Origin of the sequence: Pseudoalteromonas sp. J010 (genome assembly GCF_003934235.1) — a bacterium.
Taxonomy (GTDB): Bacteria; Pseudomonadota; Gammaproteobacteria; order Enterobacterales; family Alteromonadaceae; genus Pseudoalteromonas; species Pseudoalteromonas peptidolytica.
The window spans coordinates 265,816-284,728 of record NZ_RDBW01000001.1; the positions used below are offsets into that span (position 1 = coordinate 265,816).

Annotated in this window: 17 protein-coding genes; 5 read left to right on the forward strand and 12 right to left on the reverse strand. The window is 42.4% G+C overall.

The features are described from left to right. Positions 1-167: 167 nt before the first annotated feature. Together EAG18_RS01215 and EAG18_RS01220 are read right to left on the reverse strand one after the other, a co-directional pair. Positions 168-2,132 carry an ATP-binding protein gene (locus EAG18_RS01215; protein WP_125250596.1) on the reverse strand — a complete coding sequence of 655 codons (1,965 nt, stop codon included), beginning with the start codon at positions 2,130-2,132 and terminating at the stop codon, positions 168-170. 117 nt (positions 2,133-2,249) lie between these two features. Beyond that, complete coding sequence (locus EAG18_RS01220; protein WP_125250597.1) at positions 2,250-2,738, reverse strand: GNAT family N-acetyltransferase; 489 nt, start codon at positions 2,736-2,738, stop codon at positions 2,250-2,252. Between the two features lie 66 nt (positions 2,739-2,804). Here EAG18_RS01220 and EAG18_RS01225 point away from each other — a divergent pair, with 66 nt between their 5' ends. The 4 genes from EAG18_RS01225 to EAG18_RS01240 all read left to right on the forward strand — a co-directional run bounded on the left by EAG18_RS01225 (position 2,805) and on the right by EAG18_RS01240 (position 4,737). After that, positions 2,805-3,356, forward strand: coding sequence for a glutathione peroxidase (locus EAG18_RS01225; protein ID WP_125250598.1), 552 nt, complete (start codon positions 2,805-2,807; stop codon positions 3,354-3,356). A gap of 64 nt (positions 3,357-3,420) precedes the next feature. Then, the gene (locus EAG18_RS01230) at positions 3,421-3,702 is read left to right on the forward strand and encodes a peptidylprolyl isomerase (RefSeq protein WP_125250599.1); all 282 of its coding nucleotides are present in this window, start codon (positions 3,421-3,423) and stop codon (positions 3,700-3,702) included. A gap of 88 nt (positions 3,703-3,790) precedes the next feature. Further along, entirely contained in the window at positions 3,791-4,369 is a 579-nt protein-coding gene (locus EAG18_RS01235; protein WP_125250600.1) for a glutathione S-transferase family protein, read from the forward strand. An 11-nt stretch (positions 4,370-4,380) separates the two neighbouring features. Then, positions 4,381-4,737, forward strand: coding sequence for a DUF2750 domain-containing protein (locus EAG18_RS01240; protein ID WP_170178637.1), 357 nt, complete (start codon positions 4,381-4,383; stop codon positions 4,735-4,737). Between the two features lie 425 nt (positions 4,738-5,162). Here the strand turns inward: EAG18_RS01240 and EAG18_RS01250 are convergent, their stop codons facing one another. The 3 genes from EAG18_RS01250 to panP form a co-directional block, all read right to left on the reverse strand. Then, positions 5,163-5,555 carry a VOC family protein gene (locus EAG18_RS01250; RefSeq protein ID WP_125250602.1) on the reverse strand — a complete coding sequence of 131 codons (393 nt, stop codon included), beginning with the start codon at positions 5,553-5,555 and terminating at the stop codon, positions 5,163-5,165. Positions 5,556-5,811: 256 nt separating this feature from the next. Beyond that, positions 5,812-6,849: a sensor domain-containing diguanylate cyclase gene (locus tag EAG18_RS01255; protein ID WP_125250603.1), complete on the reverse strand. Its 1,038-nt coding sequence runs from the start codon at positions 6,847-6,849 to the stop codon at positions 5,812-5,814. Between the two features lie 546 nt (positions 6,850-7,395). Then, positions 7,396-9,036, reverse strand: a complete 1,641-nt coding sequence (gene panP / locus EAG18_RS01260) for a pyridoxal-dependent aspartate 1-decarboxylase PanP (protein ID WP_125250604.1) — start codon at positions 9,034-9,036, stop codon at positions 7,396-7,398. 465 nt (positions 9,037-9,501) lie between these two features. Between panP and EAG18_RS01265 the strand changes: the two genes are divergently transcribed. Next, positions 9,502-11,424: an EAL domain-containing protein gene (locus tag EAG18_RS01265; protein ID WP_125250605.1), complete on the forward strand. Its 1,923-nt coding sequence runs from the start codon at positions 9,502-9,504 to the stop codon at positions 11,422-11,424. A 156-nt stretch (positions 11,425-11,580) separates the two neighbouring features. Here the strand turns inward: EAG18_RS01265 and EAG18_RS01270 are convergent, their stop codons facing one another. The 7 genes from EAG18_RS01270 to bamB form a co-directional block, all read right to left on the reverse strand. After that, entirely contained in the window at positions 11,581-12,246 is a 666-nt protein-coding gene (locus EAG18_RS01270; RefSeq protein ID WP_125250606.1) for an SAM-dependent methyltransferase, read from the reverse strand. A 98-nt stretch (positions 12,247-12,344) separates the two neighbouring features. After that, positions 12,345-13,112, reverse strand: coding sequence for an ABC transporter permease (locus EAG18_RS01275; RefSeq protein ID WP_125250607.1), 768 nt, complete (start codon positions 13,110-13,112; stop codon positions 12,345-12,347). Between the two features lie 2 nt (positions 13,113-13,114). Then, a complete protein-coding gene (locus tag EAG18_RS01280; RefSeq protein ID WP_125250608.1) occupies positions 13,115-14,035 on the reverse strand; it encodes an ABC transporter ATP-binding protein in 921 nt (306 codons plus the stop codon). Between the two features lie 6 nt (positions 14,036-14,041). Beyond that, positions 14,042-14,665 carry a flavin prenyltransferase UbiX gene (locus tag EAG18_RS01285; protein ID WP_125250609.1) on the reverse strand — a complete coding sequence of 208 codons (624 nt, stop codon included), beginning with the start codon at positions 14,663-14,665 and terminating at the stop codon, positions 14,042-14,044. A gap of 5 nt (positions 14,666-14,670) precedes the next feature. Then, positions 14,671-16,014: a UDP-N-acetylmuramate:L-alanyl-gamma-D-glutamyl-meso-diaminopimelate ligase gene (mpl, locus tag EAG18_RS01290; RefSeq protein ID WP_125250610.1), complete on the reverse strand. Its 1,344-nt coding sequence runs from the start codon at positions 16,012-16,014 to the stop codon at positions 14,671-14,673. Positions 16,015-16,185: 171 nt separating this feature from the next. After that, positions 16,186-17,655 (reverse strand): ribosome biogenesis GTPase Der, encoded by a 1,470-nt coding sequence (gene der / locus EAG18_RS01295; RefSeq protein ID WP_125250611.1) that lies wholly within the window; start codon positions 17,653-17,655, stop codon positions 16,186-16,188. Between the two features lie 73 nt (positions 17,656-17,728). Next, complete coding sequence (bamB, locus tag EAG18_RS01300) at positions 17,729-18,910, reverse strand: outer membrane protein assembly factor BamB (protein WP_125250612.1); 1,182 nt, start codon at positions 18,908-18,910, stop codon at positions 17,729-17,731. Positions 18,911-18,913: the final 3 nt, after the last annotated feature.

The following is an 18,913-nucleotide window of genomic DNA, read 5'->3' on the forward strand; positions in this document are numbered from 1 at the left end:
CCATTCACATGCTAACCATTTATCAACAGGCAAATAACGAAGTCTGTATTTGTTAATGCACTATTTCTGACTTTAAATAGGGCACATACTCAATACCATAAGTATAAAAACATAGTCTTCTTAGTTATAGACCGATACCGTGAAGCTTGCCAGCTAGAGCCATTACACTAGATAACGTCTTCAGTATGCTCAACCAGTGGTAAGCTTACGTGAATACTGGCGCCGCCATCAGGGTTATTCTGTGCATAAACTTGCCCTTTATGCAGCAAGATGAACTCTTTGCAAATAGCAAGCCCTAAACCAGTACCTCCCGCACCACTATCGGTTTTACTGCTTTGAACAAATTTAGCAAAAATCTGCTCCAGTTCATCTTCTGGGATCCCAACTCCCTGATCGATAATTTTGATATGAATATCCTGCCCTTCGCAGCTAAGCACAATACTCACTTCACTTCCTTCGGGGCTAAATTTCAAAGCATTACCTAGCAAGTTTCTTATCACTTGATTTATTTGCTCTGGATCACAGAATGTCATGACTCCTCGAGTTGGCTTCTCAAAGCGGATCTTAATGCGCCTCTCAAGCGCAGTCCCTGAAACATCTTCAATACCACTTTGAATAATGTTTACTAAGTTATGAAAACTGGGATTAAAAGGAAAACGACCAGCGTCTAGTTTTGATAAATCTAATAGATTATTAAGCAGCACTAACAAGCGCTCTCCGCTGGTTTCAATACGTGACAAGTATTTTTTTAATTTATCGATGGGTACCTCTGGGCTCATCAACTTATCTAGCCCAAATCGCGCAAAACTTAATATCGAGTGCATCGGCGTACGAAGTTCATGAGACATATTAGCTAAAAATTCTGACTTCGATAAGTTAGCTGCCTCAGCCGCTTCCTTCGCTTTTTGCAATTGTGAGGTTCTCGCCTGTACCTCAAACTCTAACAGCTCTTTGGTCTCTTCTAACATTTCTTGCTGCTCTTTGAACTTAGACACATTTTTAAAAATGACCGCAAAGGCCATTTCACCGTGATGATCTATCTCGTTAAAAGTACCCATAAGTGGAATGCTGCGCTCTCCAACTTTAGGAAGGCTTAGCTCACAGTCAAAATGTTTCAGCATCCCGATATGCTTCATTAGGTCACGCAATTGTAAAACTGACACTTCATCAAATAATTCAAAAATAGATAGAGGTTGTAGCTCCTCTACAGTGAGTTCAAATAACTCACAGCACGAGTCATTCGCTTCAATAATGTGCCCTTGGCGATTAAACAGCATGATAGGATCAGGCGTGTGCTTATAAATAACTCGTAACAAACTGTCTCTTTCGATAAGCGCATCTACGGTGTCCTGCAACCGCTCCACTAGTTCTTGATTATGGCGCCTCAGCAGCTCTGTTTGCCAAAGTTTGTGTAAGCTTTGCAACAGATCGCTTTCATCGAACGGTTTGATAAGCACATCCTCAACCCCCTGTCGCACAGCTTCTAACATATCTACCTGATTGACACGAGACGTCATCAGTAAGCAACGGCAATTATGGTGCACTTGGCGCACTTTATTAAATACATCAAGACCTGTGTCTTTTTCTAAATTAAAGTCACAGATCAATAAATCGACTGGATGCTGCTCTGCAACATGTAGTGCTTCGGGCAAGGTAGTTGCAGTTATCACTGCAAGCTGAGCGCCTCGAAGACTATTTGCAAGCATCTCCAAACGGGGGGTATGGTGGTCAACCAACAAGACTTTCGGCAAAACCAGAGAATTGGTTGCACCGACCTCAAGCAAGCGCTCCAATAACCCGGTAATATCTTTATTGGCAAAAAACGGATAGATCACAATGCCATTTGGTAACGCGCGATTTATTTCACTAAATGACTTCAAGTGCTCTGCATTATCGGGTTTTGGTGCTAGCAAAACGAGCTTGTCATGATGTCTAAGCTGTTGAATTGGAGATAATTTACTTGCAGGAACACCATGTGCAACCACCACAACATCAAACCTATCTAGGTCTAGGTCAGCTTCAAGACTGCGATAATGAACATGCTCAACGTCACCACCGAGTAACTCAAACAACACCTTGACTCGCATTGCTTGAACACTGCTGCTGTCAATAATCAGTACCTGACTCGTCATACCCTGATCCTTCAACAAAAAACCTGAATTTTAGTTTAGTTGAAGAATAGCGAGACGCTAAAAAATAGCGGCGATTTAGCCGCCATCAAAAATCAACAGAGACAAACACCTAAAAGATTATCGTAAAGATTTGCCTAATATAGTTAAGCTATATTGAGTTCCGTCCATCTCCGCAATATGGGGTAACTCTCCCCACTTTTGGAAGCCATGTTTTTCGAACAAGCGAATGCTAGGCGCATTATGAGAAAAAATAAACCCTAATAAAGTAGTGATATTAAGCTTTAGTGCCTGCGCTTCAGCAAACATCATTAATTGGCTGCCAAGCCCCTTTCCTTGCTCGGACTTTGCCAGATAAATACTTATTTCTGCGGTACCAGCATACGCAGGACGGCCGTAAAAGTTGCTAAAGCTCAGCCAAGCAACCACTGTATTATCTAACTCAACAACGTAAATTGGTCGACATTTAGTATGTGCATCAAACCAGTCTTGTTTTTGTGCTATGCTGACAGGCTCTGTATCAGCTGTTACTTGGCGACTTGGAATTGTCTCGTTGTAAATGTCGACAATAACACTGAGATCTTGTGAGTTAGCAAGTCGTATATTCATTTAGCTGATCATTTAAATGGATGTGTCCGTATGATAAGAGATAATTTCGTTAAAAGGAAAGTGTTGATGCTAAAAAGTATTTCCACGCTGAGCCTAGCGCTTAGCTTATTATTAAGTGGCGCTGCAAATGCACAGTCGCCAAGCTGCGACGATTTCACCAATGTTGAAATGCGCAAACTACGTTCCGATGAATCTATTAATTTTTGCCAGTTTAAAGACAAACCACTGCTTATCGTAAATACAGCGAGTAACTGCGGCTACACTGGCCAATTTGAAGGGCTAGAAAAGCTTCATCAAAAGTACAAAGATCAAGGGTTAGTTGTGCTTGGGTTTCCATCTGATGACTTTTTTCAAGAAGAAGACGATGAGAAAGAAACCGCAAAGGTGTGCTTTATTAATTATGGTGTAACCTTTGATATGTTTGCCACCACGGCGGTTAGAGGTTCAGATGCAAACCCACTATTTGAGCATTTGAATGAAGTTACTAGCTCACCAAACTGGAACTTTTACAAGTATTTGGTTTCAGCTGACCGTAAAACTATCAAGCGTTTTAATAGCCGCACCAAGCCAATGTCTGAAGAACTTACCAGCGAAATTGAAAAACTATTACCAAGATAAGCTGATTTTTCTATCTGCCTAGATTAGAATAAAGTATGAATAACAATTAATCATTGGAGAAATTATGGCAATCGCTAGTGCAAGGCATATCCTAGTCGATAGTGAAGCGCAATGCTTGGAGCTAAAAGAACGAATCGCCGCAGGGGAGGATTTTGCAGAAATCGCTAAACAGTACTCCAACTGCCCTTCAGGTCAAGATGGTGGTGCGTTGGGAGAGTTTGGCCCCGGCATGATGGTACCTGAGTTTGACAAGGTCGTTTTTTCAGCGCCAATTAACCAGGTACAAGGCCCTGTGCAAACCCAGTTTGGATATCACTTATTAGAAGTGACCAGTCGTAACGACTAATTCACTTGCGAAATCATATGAGTTTCGCCATTATTCCTCACACCGCTTGTTGCAATAGCAACAGAACGTCAGTTTAAGGAATAATGGCATGAAACTCATAGGCTCAAATACCAGCCCTTACGCCCGTCGGATCAGAATGTGGGCGGCGACTAAGCAAATAGAATTAAGCTATCATCATATAGATATTTTTTCGCCAGAAGGTCACAACGAGTTAGTACAGTACAACCCAGCCAGAAAAATACCATTTCTACTAGACGATACACAACTTGTCTGCGACTCCAATCTTATCATCCGTTATCTACGTGAAAAGTACCAGCTTCCAGTGCCTAGCTGGGATCAAGAGAACTGGCTAATACTAATCAATGCGTGCAGTGACTCACTGATTGAATTGTTACTTAGCAAACGCTCCGGCTTCGATATTGAACAAGATAAGCTATTTTTTAATCTGCAACGTGAACGAATTGGTCACACACTTCACACATTAAACGAAGCATGTACAAGCGATACGTTTTTACACTGTGATTATCTGCAAATAAGTTTATACTGCCTACTTGACTGGGTTCTCTTTAGAGAGCTTATCGACCTGAGTGATTATGATAATCTAGTGGCTTTTCATGACCGCTTACAACATCAGCCTATTGCCCAGAAAACAGATCCACGAAATTGAGAACGACGATAATGAATGAAGAAGAAATTGGCTCAGAAGTCAGTGATTTTATTGGACAAGTAAAAAATACTGAAAGTGTTTGGGCACTCAGCTCAAGCGATGGTGGCATGGTTGTAGTTGACTCTAACCAGTTCGACGAAACCGATGTATTGCTTTTGTGGGATAGTGAAGAAAAAGCGCAGGCACAGTGCCGTGATGAGTGGAGCGAATTTTCACCAATGAGCATAGATATTGAAAGTTTCCTAGACGAATGGGTGCTAGATTTAAAAGAAGACGATGCTTTGGTTGGCCTTAACTGGAATGATGACAATGTCTGTATTGAAATTGAACCTGTTGGTCTTGCACGCTTATTAGTTGATATTGAATAAAATAACGATTCACGCAGCTATAGCCATGGGCGCATTATACCAATTTGCTTAATTAAGTGGTCTATTTTGAGGCGAGAAAATTTTGTCGATAACCAGGCAAAAATTTTGCTATTTAGTTGTTCTAAATAAAAAATTTTTAACGCGGTTAGCGTCAGGTTTACTTCCTCAAATTGAGCAAGTAATAAGGCAAATTGGTATTGGTACTAGTTTGATATGCGCCTCGTCAATTTACACCACGCTTTTTATACCAATTCGCTTAATTTAGCTTGCTGTTTTGATTTGAGACGAGAGCATCTTGTCGATAACAGCTGCTAGAGAACAAGTTACCATCTCTATCAGGTTATTATTTCTAAATAATAGATTGTTAACGCAGGTAAACTCAGATTTACTCCTTCAAATTGAGTCTGTATTAGGATTAATTAGTATTACTCATTGGTAGATATTTTTGATACCAGAGCGACCAGCGTCCCTTCTATTGCTCTAACATAAGCTTGTGTCACACTCCCTTTTTGGCTTGGAGCACTTAATGGCTCTGCACCAGCCTCCACAGCTTTGTCATAGCATTCAGGTACATTAGCGCAGCTTAAGGTAATTTCAAAGCCCAGTGCGGGTTGCTTTGGGTGACAACGAATGTAGTCTTGTTTGAATTGAGACTGTGCTAAAGGGTGGCTTGCAAATGCTAATTTAACTTCACCTGTGTCTAATTCGCCGTAGTCGCCATCATCGGTCATGTCACAAGTGCTCAGACCAAACGCTTGATAGTAAAAGTCTAGCACTTCTTCAACGCTATCTACGTATATCACCGTTTTAACAAACACAGATTCCCCACTCCGCTATACACAAAATCGTAACCTTTTATAACTTAAGCACAAATATTGGGCAAGGTAAACTCAGTTTAATACCAATTATCTTAATTAAGTGGTCTATTTTGAGGTAAGAAAATTTTGTGCAAGATTTACATAATCGTATGCTATTAACAGGGCGACTAAGCAAAAACAGATTGGATAAAAACTTTAACGCAGGAATCACCTAGTCGACATGTTTAAAATAAGTACCAAAAAAGAGCAGGGATTATTATACTGGAACCACGCAATTTCGGCCTTCCGCTTTGGCTTGATACACGGCATGATCAGCTGCTTTCAGCGCATGGCTAAACGGTAAGCTGGTATTGACTTGTGCAACACCAAAACTTGAGGTAACGCTAATCTCTCCTGCTGGCGTCGCTATTCGGGCTTGCTCTATTTCATTTCTTAGGCGTTCAGCGATAATCATTGCTGAGTTTATCGATGTGTTTGGCAATAGTACCACAAACTCTTCACCGCCTAAGCGACACATACAATCTTCTAGTCTTAGCGTGTTAACACAAATTTCAGCAAAATGTTTTAATACTAAATCCCCTGTTTCATGACCATAGTTGTCATTTATCTTTTTAAAATGATCAATATCCAGCATCATCAGACTAAAAGGGTGCTCAAAGCGGGCGTGACGGCTCATTTCTCGCTTTGCACTATCCATCAAAAAGCGTCGATTGCTCAGCCCCGTGAGTGGGTCTTTAAATGCCAGCTCTGTTAGTTGTGATTGCAGTTGCCATAGCGCTTTAACTAGCAAGCGGCGGCTACAGCAATCTGCAATCATTTCTGCAAATGCAATTTCATCTTTGTGCCAGGTACGGATCTTATCCCCTTCACAACACACTACACCATGAGGTATTCCATTTTTAAAAATAACGGTATCCAGCATCGTTTTTATGTTGTGAGGGACTAAATAAATATCGTGAAATTCGCAGGTTCTTGGATCTGTTGTTGCATCATTCGCATCAATAGAGCGACCACTGTTAATCGCTGTAAAATAAGCTGCAAAGTCTTCATATTGAAGTGTTGGAAGCTGTTCTGGAAGTGTTTTACCAGACCAATCAGTATTAGCAACATTGATTAACTCTGAAGGCTTATCAAGGTCATCAAACAACCATACTGACACACGAGTGACCTTCAAGGTCTGCTTACCTTCATCAAGTAAATCGAGCAGAAAGCTCTGAAAAGTGCCAGATACATCTAACTCCTGTGAGCTAAGTCGTCTGAGGCGTTGGGTTACATTGCTAAAGTTCTTCAACATAATACGAAGAGTAGACTCTTTTTAGTTAGATTAATACCAATCAAGTCAAATAGCCAATCAAATTGTAGTAACTTGGTGGTAATACAACCCAATCACCTTCAGTGTGCTCGGGTAAGCCATATTTTTTGGTCGGTCATAGAATTTAAGTTCAGACTATTCAACCTAATACCTTGATAGTTATATACTTTTAAAAGAGATGTTTAAGCGTAAACCGTGTTGAATTGACTCTGAATAACTACCAGTATGTAAATTCACGTTGCCAGCCGAGTATAGTTACTATGCTAATCACAGGTCGCAAGCGCAATTCTGTCGCCGAAAGGTGTTGATTAGATAGCGAAGTAATTTAGCGTAACTTTAAAACAATTTGTTAGCCTATTCCCTATCCAAACCTCAAGTTAATTATACCAATTTTCTTAATTAAGTGGTCTATTTTGAGGTGAGAAAATCTTGTTGATAACAAGGCAAAAATTTTGCTATTTAGTTGTTCTAAATAAGAAATTTTTAACGCTGTTAGCGTCAGATTTACTCCTTCAAATTGAGCAAGTATTAAGTCAAATTGGTATTAATATATTTCGCGAGGTACTTTTTGAAAACCGGATCCGTTTTAGCTAATTGTCGCTGCTCTTCCATAATATCGGTCAACATGGCTTCAGAGGTTAGCGGGTTCGCTAATACCACCCTAAATACAACCGTAGGTTGACGCTCATATTGCTCTGGAGTCAAACGTGTCCGTGATACGAACGAGCGCCCGGCTTCACGTTGCCGCTTTTGCATACTTGCAGTGAATCTGTTTAAGGCTGCATAAATGTCTATCTTCTCTTGCTCATCCGCTTGCTCTATTGCCAATTTAATTGCTTCCGGAACATATCGGTAAGTAAGCAAGCAAAGCTCTGGTTCTGAGATGAGCTCAAAATCAGGTGTCTGTTTGATCAATTCAGCAAAATAGCGTGCTTTTTCAATGCCTTTGTCAATGAGCATTTCATAACCTTGACGGCCAATCACTCGTAAACATGCGTGCACAAGCATCGCCATACCGGGCCGGCTCCCCTCTAACGTATGACTTCCTAAGTCTTTTGAGCCTTTTCGCAATATATATTCAGCATGATGTTCAATCGCATCAGATGCTGCGGGGTCTTTAAAAATCACCATCCCAGCCCCCATAGGCACGTACATCTGCTTATGCGCATCAATGGTGATCGAGTCAGCACGCTCCACCCCTTTGAGAAGGTGACGATAATTATTAGAAAGTAATGTTGCCCCTCCCCATGCGGCGTCCACATGAAAGTGGCAACCTAGCTCTTCAGCTAAATCTGCCATATCCTCTAGCGGGTCAATATTACCGGTTTCTGTTGTGCCAGCGACCCCGACAAGCGCTAATACTTTAATGCCTTGGGATTCCAATTCATGTGCTTTTTGTCGCATCGCACTGACATCAACTTTGTTATCAGCTGATGTTTTGATGGAAACGAAGTTATCGCGCCCAATACCTAGCACATCAGCCGCTTTCCCTAATGAATAATGACCACGCTCAGACACTAGTACGGCTAATCCTTTGTAGCCATAGTGCAGCATCGCGGCAACTATACCGGATGCGCCAATCCCCTTAAAATCACCGTCCGCTTTTAATAAGCGGTTGCGTGCAATCCAAAGCGCAGTGATATTTGCAATAGTGCCTCCTGAGCAAAAGGCACCTAAGGAGGTTTTGGCACTGTGCATCCATTTATTGTAGAAAGTATCGTTATTGCCATAGACAAGATGGTGAACCATCCCAAGTACTTGGCGCTCAAGTGGCGTAAATGCTTTTGAAGTTTCTATTTTTACCAAGTTTTGATTCAGCCCTACCATTAACTTGGACAGTGGCAGCACAAAGTGTGGTAACGCGGAGGTCATGTGCCCGATAAAACTAGGCGCTGCTGTATGCACAGAATGCGCAACTAGCTGCTCCATAATATCTTGAGCATAATCGGAGACAAACATTGGCACTTCAGGGATCTGTGCGGACTGAAAGTCTTTTTCAACTTCATGAAGTGGCTTCTCGATTGCAGCTATGTTTTCATTCAAAAAACCAGCCAAGTTACTCGAGATTTCTTGCTCGATTCTGCTCAAAGTTGAATCAGGTGCCTCAGGCACTGTAAATATACGCATTAAGCTTTCTTCAGAGGCAACGGCGCAACGCTTTGGACCCATCAATACTACCTAACATCAAAAGGTGTACTAACACTCTCCCATCAAAATAGACTAGAGCAATGCCAATAACACAAGAGATTGTGATCTATGAAATGGCTAACTTTACTGTAAAGAAAAGGAATTGTCTTCTATTGTCGCGCCAAAATTCATGAAACATTGACAATTTTATGAAAAACCAGCGAAAGTTCAATGAAGGCTAGAGCTCAAATTTGTCGTTTTTATTTTACTTTTCAGGTACAAATAAGGTATAAAATGTCATGCTCATTCAGCTTTTATGAATAGACCAGCTCCTATTCGACAACAATACATTTTGCAGAACATCAATGCGGAACTTTTTTGCTCAATTTCTTTTCATGTGATTAACTTATGATGTATTGTTTATATTATGTAACAAGGCAACACCACCTGAATCCGAAACGGTATTTCGTCATTTACACCAAGTGAATCGGTGGATAAAGGATTATCATGAATACTCGGAGTATCGCTCAGCCACTCAAAGCTAATAAAGTGCGAGAGTCGACCAAAATCTCGCAATTATTGGGACTGACCAGTTATACCCCAAGATTACCAGTTGCGTGGCTCGCTTTAGCATCGTTGATCTTCTTAGCTGCTTTATCCATTTACGTTGTTGCAAACTACTATGATACACGACGTGACATTATGGCTAGTATTGATGCGCAACTTATCAACGCAGCCACCAGCGCAAACGTGATGGTTGGCAAAGGTTATCACAGCTCTCTCGATAGCATTACAGCTGCTGAATTCAAACAAAAAAGCCATGCCTTGACTGAGCTTGCAAACGCATTGAACGTAGAATATGTTTACACTATGGTGCTAAAAGCGCCTAACGTCCATTTTACGGCATCAAGCTATACTCGCGAAGACCTCAAATTAAAACGCCTCACTCGTTATCAAGACATCTACTCTGAAGCTTCTGTAACGTTAAAAAGTGCCTTTCACTCAACGGAGCCGGTCTTTGAAGTAGCGAAAGATAAATGGGGTCATTTTAAAAGTGTATTCATTCCTTTTGTGCTTCCAGATGGTACAACTTATATTGCAGGCGCAGATATTACTATTCATGACCTTGAGAGTAGGCTCAATGAGAGTGTGATAGATGCAGCAGTTGATGCAAGCTTTTTCTTTATCATGTTTTTGGTTGTCGTCAGCCTATATTTTATGTACTACAAGAAAACTCTGACGAGTGATAACCGAACAGGGTTTGGCAATCGAATTGCCTTGGAGCAAGCACTCAAACATTCTAAATCTCAACATTTGTGCTTAAGTGTTGTCTGGGTCAAAGAGCTGGAGGATATCATAAGCTTTTATGGTACAGAGGTTGGGGATAATGTAATGGCTAAAGTAATGAGTTACTTCTCAGAGTTTACTCATCCATTTGAAGTGTATCGCCTAACAACATCTAAAATAGCCTTGGTGACGAGTATTGAGAATAGCGAGCACTACCTTGCCAATTTAACTGAGTCCTTTCCTTGCGCCAAACCTATCTATGATGCGCCGCATCTGTATGTAAATTTGTGCGCAGGCGTTGCCAAAGGCAACTGTGCCTTGTTGCTAGAGAATGCCTTTTTAGCGCTTAGACAAGCACAACAACAAAATATTCAGATTTGTTATTTTGACTCGCAGTTACAAATAAACCCGCAGCAACAATCAAAGAACTTACACCTAACACGATTATTGCAAAGCGCGTGTGAATCAGATCGGATCATACCCTTTTTTACTCCCAGAAAGGCCTGTCATGATCACAACAATATTCAATATCAGTGCAGCGCTCGTATTCTCAATGAGCGAGGTGCAATTATTGATGCAGAGCACTTTTATCCGGTAATGAAGCAACCCAAGTTACGCGCGCAAATTAGTATGAAATTACTTGAGCTATGTGTTACTCGATTTAGAAAATCAAATCATGCCTGGAGCATTCAACTCAGTCATGCAGAAATAGCTGATCCTGAATATTTTGAGTATATCAGTCAAATATTGCGACGATACCCGCAACCTCAACTTATCACGTTTGAGTTTGATGAGAGTGATGTACTAAAGAATTTTAGCGACATGAACTTAATGATGCAGTCCCTAAAGGCTAAAGGTGCCAATGTTGCTGTCAGCGGCGTAAATAGCGGCTYTCTTACAATAAACAGAATATTGAAATTACCACTCGACGCAATTTGCCTCGAGAAAAGTATTTGTGAACAGCTCAGTGATGACGAGATGCTAATGAGCTCCGTCGCCTACTTGGCTGAACACTGCAACACTCGTCGTATCGACCTGATTGTCCCATGTGTGACCACGAGTCGCCAGGCTAAACAACTAGAAGAAGCTGGAGTGGCGCGACTAGAGGGAAGCTGGGTAGGCAAGGCAAGTGGCCACCTTTGATATGAATACCATTAATCTTAATACTTCTCAATTTGACTGAGTGAATCTTGACGATAACAGGACACGAAAGCGGCGTTATCATCGCCAAAATTTTCTTGCCTCACAAAACAACCAAGCCTAGGTTGAATTATGTTGATTTAATCGCATTGCTGAGCATTAAATCTGTGCCAACAAGCGCGTACTCGACTGCCCACTTGCCCAATACTTACGCTCAAAAGGCGTGATTGCTTGCTCGTTTTCGTAAGCTTCAACATGTGCAGAAACACCGCTTAATTCAAGCGCTCTGGCGAACTCTTTAACATAGATATCCCAATTACTACGTAGCTCTAGCTGGCCACCTAATTTTACAATATAGGGAAATACAGCGCTGCCATGCCAACGCCTTTGAATATGCTTAGCCTTTGGCCAAGGATTTGGATAGAGCAAGTAATGGTGGCTAGGTTGCCATTTAGCTTGCAGCGCAAGTCGCCAAAAATCATTTAAGTCAGCTTGTACCAGAATATATTGTCCTTCGTCGGATTGTTTATATTCTACGTCATGCTTTTCAAGGCGATGGGAAGACTTATCAATTCCAATTATAAGCGCTTCAGGGTGGCGCTTAGCAAGGTTCGCGGTACTYTCCCCTACTCCACAGCACGAATCCAAAATAATGGGTCCATCAAATGCCTGAACTCGTTCATTTACCTCATCAAAAGCACGTTGAGTGTGTACTGCTATCGGCTTTTTGAATTCAGCTTTTAAATGTTTTGTGACGATTTCATCGAGCTTTTCATGCAGCCCTTGCTGATTAGTGGTAATACTACGAGAGTTTGCTTCTGTCATAACCTATCGATAATTTGGAAGAAATTGTGGTGATTTTACCTGAAATTAGTCAAGAGTGCTGCCACCATTTACAGCACTCCATTTAAGCGCAAGCGCACTTAGTGCCTAAGCCCAACACCACGTTTAATCAAATTAAGCGCTAATAGGAATAAACCACAGATAAAGATGCCAAGCACTGTAAAGGCCACCCCGATATTTACATCAGAGACTCCTAAAAAGCCAAAGCGAAATGCATTAACCATGTAGATTATTGGGTTTATCTGCGATACGCCTTGCCAAAACTCAGGTAGCAAGGTGATGGAGTAGAACACTCCTCCCAGATAGGTAAGCGGAGTAAGTACAAAAGTAGGAATTATACTGATGTCATCAAAGCTATTGGCGAATACCGCATTGATAAGCCCTCCCAAGGCAAACACCGCAGAGGTTAAGATCACTGTGATAATAATCACCGCAAGATTGTGGATCTGGATATCAACAAAAAATAAGCTCACAATGGTGACGATTAACCCGACCAGCATGCCTCTGGCCATGCCACCTCCCATGTAGCCGAGCACGATAATATAATTAGGTACTGGGGCAACCAATAACTCCTCTATACTTTTTTGAAACTTAGTGGAATAAAAACTAGAAGCTACGTTAGAGTAAGAGTTGGTAATAACCGACATCATAATAAGGCCAGGCACAATAAACTCCATGTAGCTAAAGCCACCCATCTCGCCGATCCTAGAACCTATCAAGCTACCAAAAATCACAAAATAAAGCGTCATTGTGATCGCAGGAGGAACTAAAGTTTGCACCCAAATTCGCAAAAAGCGAATACACTCTTTTATCCAGATACTTTTTAACGCGACGCCGTATTTCAGCACAATTATACCCCTCTGCCCTGCTCTAATAGACCCACAAACAACTCCTCTAATCGGTTAGCCTTGTTGCGCATACTCAGTACTTGATTCCCCTGCTGCGTTAACTGTGAAAAGACCCCATTAAGCCCCTGTGACTTAGCAACTTCGACTTCAATCGTATGATCATCAACACGAGTAAACTGATAACCATCTAACGTCACCGGCTTGATGGGAGACTTGAGATCTAGTACAAAGGTTTCTTTATCTAACTTAGCAAGTAATGCCTTAATAGTTGTATGCTCTACTATGGTGCCTTTATCGATAATCGCAATATTGCGGCACAATAACTCAGCTTCTTCTAAATAGTGGGTAGTTAAGATAATCGTCACCCCTTGTTGGTTTATTTCACGTAAGAAATCCCACATTGAGCGACGTAGTTCAATATCAACACCAGCTGTTGGTTCATCTAAAATAAGTAGCTTTGGTTCGTGCATCAACGCTCTGGCAATCATCAAGCGACGTTTCATGCCACCAGACAAGGTACGAGCTTGCTTATCTTTTTTGTCAAACAGTCCAAGCTGCTTGAGGTACTTTTCTGCTCGTTGATGTGCAACATCTCTTGGCACACCATAGTAGCCTGCTTGTGTCACTAAAATCTGATTTAGCGTCTCAAATTGACTGAAGTTAAACTCTTGCGGCACAAGCCCTAAGTTAGATTTTGCGTCTTCTAAGTGGGTATCAATACTGTGGCCAAATACCTCAACACGGCCCTGGGTTTTATTTACCAGTGAAGCGATAACGCCAATAGTTGTTGATTTTCCGGCGCCATTCGGGCCAAGCAAAGCAAAAAAGTCACCCTCTTGTACTTGTAGATCTATTCCTTTCACTGCTTCGACGCCGTTACTATAGACCTTTTTTAATCCTTCGATGTTAAGTGCTATTGTCATATTTTGTTATTCTCCATAACCCCAGCGTTTCGCTAAAGTATGTTCGATGTTCAAATGATCTAGAATTCGCGCCACCATAAAGTCGACTAAATCCTCAATACTTTGTGGCTGGTGATAGAACCCTGGCGCGGCTGGCATAATCGTCACGCCCAAACGGCTTAATTTAAGCATGTTTTCAAGATGGATTGGGCTAAAAGGCGTCTCACGAGGCACTAAAATCAATTGTCCCCGCTCTTTGATCACAACATCAGCGGCACGCTCCAATAAATTATCAGATGCTCCCAACGCGATGGCTGAAACACTTCCTGCACTACATGGGCATACCACCATTTGTTTTGGTGCCGCCGAGCCAGATGCCACAGGGCTAAACCAATTATCTTTGCCAAACACTTGTATTTGCTGTTGTTTGGCTGCGAATAGCGTTTGTAGCTGCTCGCTCGCTTTTTGCTCATTACCAGATAGCTTTACACTTGACTCGGTGTCCAAAACCACTCGAGCTGCGCTAGAGATTAACACATAAACTTGATAGTTTAACGACACTAATACTTCTAACAACCGCAGTCCGTAAGGTGCACCTGAGGCACCACTAAATGCCAATGTAATTGGCCCTTTAAATGTTTGTTCTGACATACAAATTACTTTTTTAATGCAGTTAATAATTTATCGTGAATACCACCAAAGCCGCCGTTGCTCATTACTAAAACATGTTGATTCGGCGCTTGATTTGCAACAACTTGTGTAACAATTTCATCGACACTAGAAAAGCACCGCCGTCCAGCACTTTCAGCCTGTGCTTTTAACGACCAAGACAAGCCTTCAGGCTCAAACAAATACACCTCATCAGCTACTGCTAATGACTGCATTAAAGTCTCTTGGTGCACCCCAAGCTTCATGGTGTTTGAGCGCGGCTCTAAAATCGCAATGATGGGTGCATCACCTACTTTTGCTCGAAGCCCTGCAAGTGTCGTTGCGATAGCGGTGGGGTGATGAGCAAAATCATCATAAACCGTTACTCCGTTTACTTCTCCTTTACACTCCATGCGTCGTTTAGGTGAGATAAACTGGCCTAGCGCTTCAATACTTACTTCTATTGGGATCCCAACATGTCTTGCGGCTGCAATCGTCACCATGGCATTCTTGACATTGTGTTCACCGATGGCTTGCCAGTTAACTACACCCTTTTCTTCTCCTTCAAACAGTACCGTAAAACTAGAGCCATCTGCTTTGATGAGGTTATACGACCATTCTTTGCCAAGGGATTCCTGCAAGCTCCAAAATCCTCTATTTATCACCTCTTGCAATGCCTTATCGTCGGCAGGATAGATGGCTTTACCTTGGCTCGGTAGCGTACGAATAAGATGATGGAATTGCGTCTGAATGGCGTTTAAATCGGGAAAAATATCCGCATGATCATATTCTAGATTATTCAAGATTAGCGTACGCGGTAAATAATGAACAAACTTACTCCGCTTATCAAAAAATGCGGTGTCATATTCGTCTGCTTCGATGACAAAAAATGGTGTGTCCGAAGTACGCGCAGACACCCCAAAGTTTTGAACCACCCCGCCGATTAAAAACCCTGGACGTAACCCAGCATATTCAAGCACCCAAGCCAGCATACTTGCGGTAGTCGTTTTTCCGTGTGTACCAGCAACAGCGAGTACCCAAGATTCTCTTAGTACATTTTCTCGAAGCCATTCAGGGCCTGACGTATAGTAAAGCCCTTTTTCCAGCACATATTCAACACAGGGGTTACCGCGACTCATGGCATTGCCGATGACCACCACATCAGGCTGAGCATCAACTAATTGCTGTGGGTCATAGCCTTGAGTAAGCTCAATGCCAAGTGCTTCGAGCTGGGTACTCATTGGTGGATAAACGTTGAGATCTGAGCCTGTAACTTTGTGACCTAAAGACTTCGCTATAGCGGCAATACCACCCATAAAGGTGCCGCATATCCCTAAAATATGTACGTGCATAGCATTCGCATTCTTTATTTTTCATTTTTAGCTAGATTAACATACTCAGCTTATCGGTGGCTGACTTTATTGTTGAATCTATTGCACCAGTATTATTCTGGTCTTGCTGAGGGCTGCAAGGCTGAGGTTATACAGAAAGGTTGGGCCGAACAATCGTTCGGCCCAAATAATTTAAGACTTGTTACGATTTTCTTTTGCAAACGCACGTAACTTACGTTTTTGTGATAGCGTCATTTTATTTGAACGGCCTGCGTACGGGTTGTCCCCTTCGCGGAACTCAATTTTAATTGGCGTCCCCATCACATTTAAAGCCTTGCGATAATAGTTCATTAGGTAACGTTTATAACTATCTGGCAGTTCGTGCACCATGTTACCGTGGATAACAATACGCGGTGGGTTATAACCACCTGCGTGTGCGTACTTCAGCTTCACACGACGACCACGTACCAATGGTGGCTGGTGATCAGCCTGCGCCATATCCATAATGCGACGCAACATTGCTGTACTGACACGTTTAGTTGCCGACTCGTAGGCTTCATCGATAGACTCAAACAAGTGACCAACACCGGTGCCATGCAACGCGCTAATAAAGTGTAATCGTGCAAAATCAACAAAGCCCAGTCTGCGGTCTAGCTCTGTTTTGATCCGCTCTTTTACGTAGTCATCAAGACCATCCCACTTGTTCACTGCAATCACCAATGAACGACCCGCATTCAGGGCAAAGCCAAGCAAGCTTAAGTCTTGATCAGAGATCCCTTCACGAGCATCAACAACTAGCAAAACTACATTTGCGTCTTCAATTGCCTGTAATGTTTTTATCACAGAAAACTTCTCAACAACATCGCTGACTTTCTTGCGTTTACGTACACCTGCGGTATCAATCAGTACGTATTCTTTGTCGTTGCGAGTCATTGGGATGTAAATTGAGTCTCGTGTCGTACCTGGCATGTCGTACACTATCACTCGATCTTCGCCTAGAATCCGATTTGTCAGTGTCGACTTACCGACATTTGGGCGTCCAATAATCGCAAGTTTTACAGGCTTGTCTTCAAAGCCAGTTTTGCCAGCTTCAACTTCTTCATCTTCAAGATAAAGTTCCGCAATGTCTTCATCATCTTGCGCCACGGCTTCTTCTTGTAAAGAAAGCTCTGCAATGACTGGCTGTAAGGTTAACTCGAGTAGTTGAGTTACACCACGGCCATGTGCTGCTGCTATTTGCTGTACATCGCCTAATGCTAATTGATAAAACTCTGCACAATTAGAGTCTGCATCAATGCCATCCGTCTTGTTAGCCACGACAAAGCACTTTTTCTGCTGTTTGCGAAGGTGCTGTGCGATTGCTTGATCAGCAACAGTCATGCCTGCTCGTGCATCAACCAAAAATAGCACAATATCCGCCTCTTCAATTGCCAGCAGAGATTGTTCAGCCATTTCAGTTTCAATGCCTTCTTCTGAGCCATCAATACCACCCGTGTCCACCACGATAAACTCATAGCCTTCGTAATTTGCTTGGCCATACTTGCGGTCACGAGTGAGGCCAGGGAAATCAGCAACTAACGCGTCTCGAGTACGTGTTAAACGATTAAATAGTGTGGATTTACCCACATTAGGTCGCCCAACCAGAGCGATCACAGGAAGCATAGACTACCTCTTTTATAAACAACAAAAGGCTTCGCGTAAGCGAAGCCCCATAAAATATTCAAAATTCAGAAGGTTATTTTGGAATTTGAACTGCGCTAAGTTCACCATCTCGCGTATATACAAATACCTTGTCATCAACGACGATTGGCTCAATATAAAACCCTGAATCATCAAACTCAGTACGAGATACTAGCTCTCCTGAGTTTTTATCCAACCAATGTAAGTTACCTTCTTGGTCACCGACCACGATATAATTGCCTGCAACTGTTGGGGCAGTAAGATACCAGCCACGCAAAGCAGCTTGTGTCCAACGTTCAATACCTGAGTTTTTGTCTAGGGCGTATAACACCCCGTCACTGTCAACCAAATAAATAACATCTAGGTCTAGCGTTAAGTCGCGATAACTACTGTACTCACGATCCCATACTACGTTACCGCTGCGAACATCAATAGCCACTAGTTTACCATTATAGGCGATAGAATACACATATGCGCCACTCACGACAGGCTTAGTGTCTACATCAACCAAACGCTCAAACTCTGAAGCACCTTTTGCAATCGCAACATCAGTACTCCAAGCGGTAAAGCCATTCTCGGCGATTAATGCCGTCAGTTTGCCACTTTCTTCACCAACAAGTACACCGCCATTGGCGCTGGTTGGCGAACTTAAACCACGCAAGGTCAGAGCCGGCACTTCTTGTTCGTAGTGCCAACGTTCTTCACCTGTATCAGGGTGTAAAGCAACGAGTTTACCTGAACCTAAGTTAACATATAGCAGGCCATCCCCTGCAGAAGGGGCAGAAAGCGCTTCGCCAGGTACTGATTTACGCCACACCACTTCACCGGTTTCACGGTCTAAGGCAAAAACCTGTCCATGCTCAGAGCCGATGTACAGCTTACCATATGCTTGGGTAATACCGCCTGACAACTTAGCACTGTCACTGTCTTCCCATGGCCAAAAGCTGGTATTTTTACGCACATCAACTTGCCACTTTTCTTTACCTGTCTCGACGTCAAACGCGGTGACTATACCCTCTCGAGCAGCAGCAAAGACCGTTGTTTGGTAGCTCACAGGGGCAAGATGAGAGAAATAATGCTCTACACCGTCACCAACGCCCTCTTGCCACACAATATTCGCTTCAAACTGGTTGTTGATTTCAGGCAGTATCAGTTCTTCTTCGTCATCATTTGATGAGCACCCAGCCGTAAGTGCTGCCACACATAGAGCCAAAGAGGCCATAGTTAACTTCTTCATGGC

Bases quoted from the DNA above. Each gene is read 5' to 3' on its own strand.
- EAG18_RS01240 (WP_170178637.1), top strand. From the start codon at position 4,381: ATGAATGAAGAAGAAATTGGCTCAGAAGTCAGTGATTTTATTGGACAA.
- EAG18_RS01220 (WP_125250597.1), bottom strand. From the start codon at position 2,738: ATGAATATACGACTTGCTAACTCACAAGATCTCAGTGTTATTGTCGAC.
- der (WP_125250611.1), bottom strand. From the start codon at position 17,655: ATGCTTCCTGTGATCGCTCTGGTTGGGCGACCTAATGTGGGTAAATCC.
- EAG18_RS01280 (WP_125250608.1), bottom strand. From the start codon at position 14,035: ATGACAATAGCACTTAACATCGAAGGATTAAAAAAGGTCTATAGTAAC.
- panP (WP_125250604.1), bottom strand. From the start codon at position 9,036: ATGGGTCCAAAGCGTTGCGCCGTTGCCTCTGAAGAAAGCTTAATGCGT.
- EAG18_RS01215 (WP_125250596.1), bottom strand. From the start codon at position 2,132: ATGACGAGTCAGGTACTGATTATTGACAGCAGCAGTGTTCAAGCAATG.
- EAG18_RS01235 (WP_125250600.1), top strand. From the start codon at position 3,791: ATGAAACTCATAGGCTCAAATACCAGCCCTTACGCCCGTCGGATCAGA.
- EAG18_RS01285 (WP_125250609.1), bottom strand. From the start codon at position 14,665: ATGTCAGAACAAACATTTAAAGGGCCAATTACATTGGCATTTAGTGGT.
- mpl (WP_125250610.1), bottom strand. From the start codon at position 16,014: ATGCACGTACATATTTTAGGGATATGCGGCACCTTTATGGGTGGTATT.
- EAG18_RS01230 (WP_125250599.1), top strand. From the start codon at position 3,421: ATGGCAATCGCTAGTGCAAGGCATATCCTAGTCGATAGTGAAGCGCAA.
- bamB (WP_125250612.1), bottom strand. From the start codon at position 18,910: ATGAAGAAGTTAACTATGGCCTCTTTGGCTCTATGTGTGGCAGCACTT.
- EAG18_RS01225 (WP_125250598.1), top strand. From the start codon at position 2,805: ATGCTAAAAAGTATTTCCACGCTGAGCCTAGCGCTTAGCTTATTATTA.
- EAG18_RS01255 (WP_125250603.1), bottom strand. From the start codon at position 6,849: ATGTTGAAGAACTTTAGCAATGTAACCCAACGCCTCAGACGACTTAGC.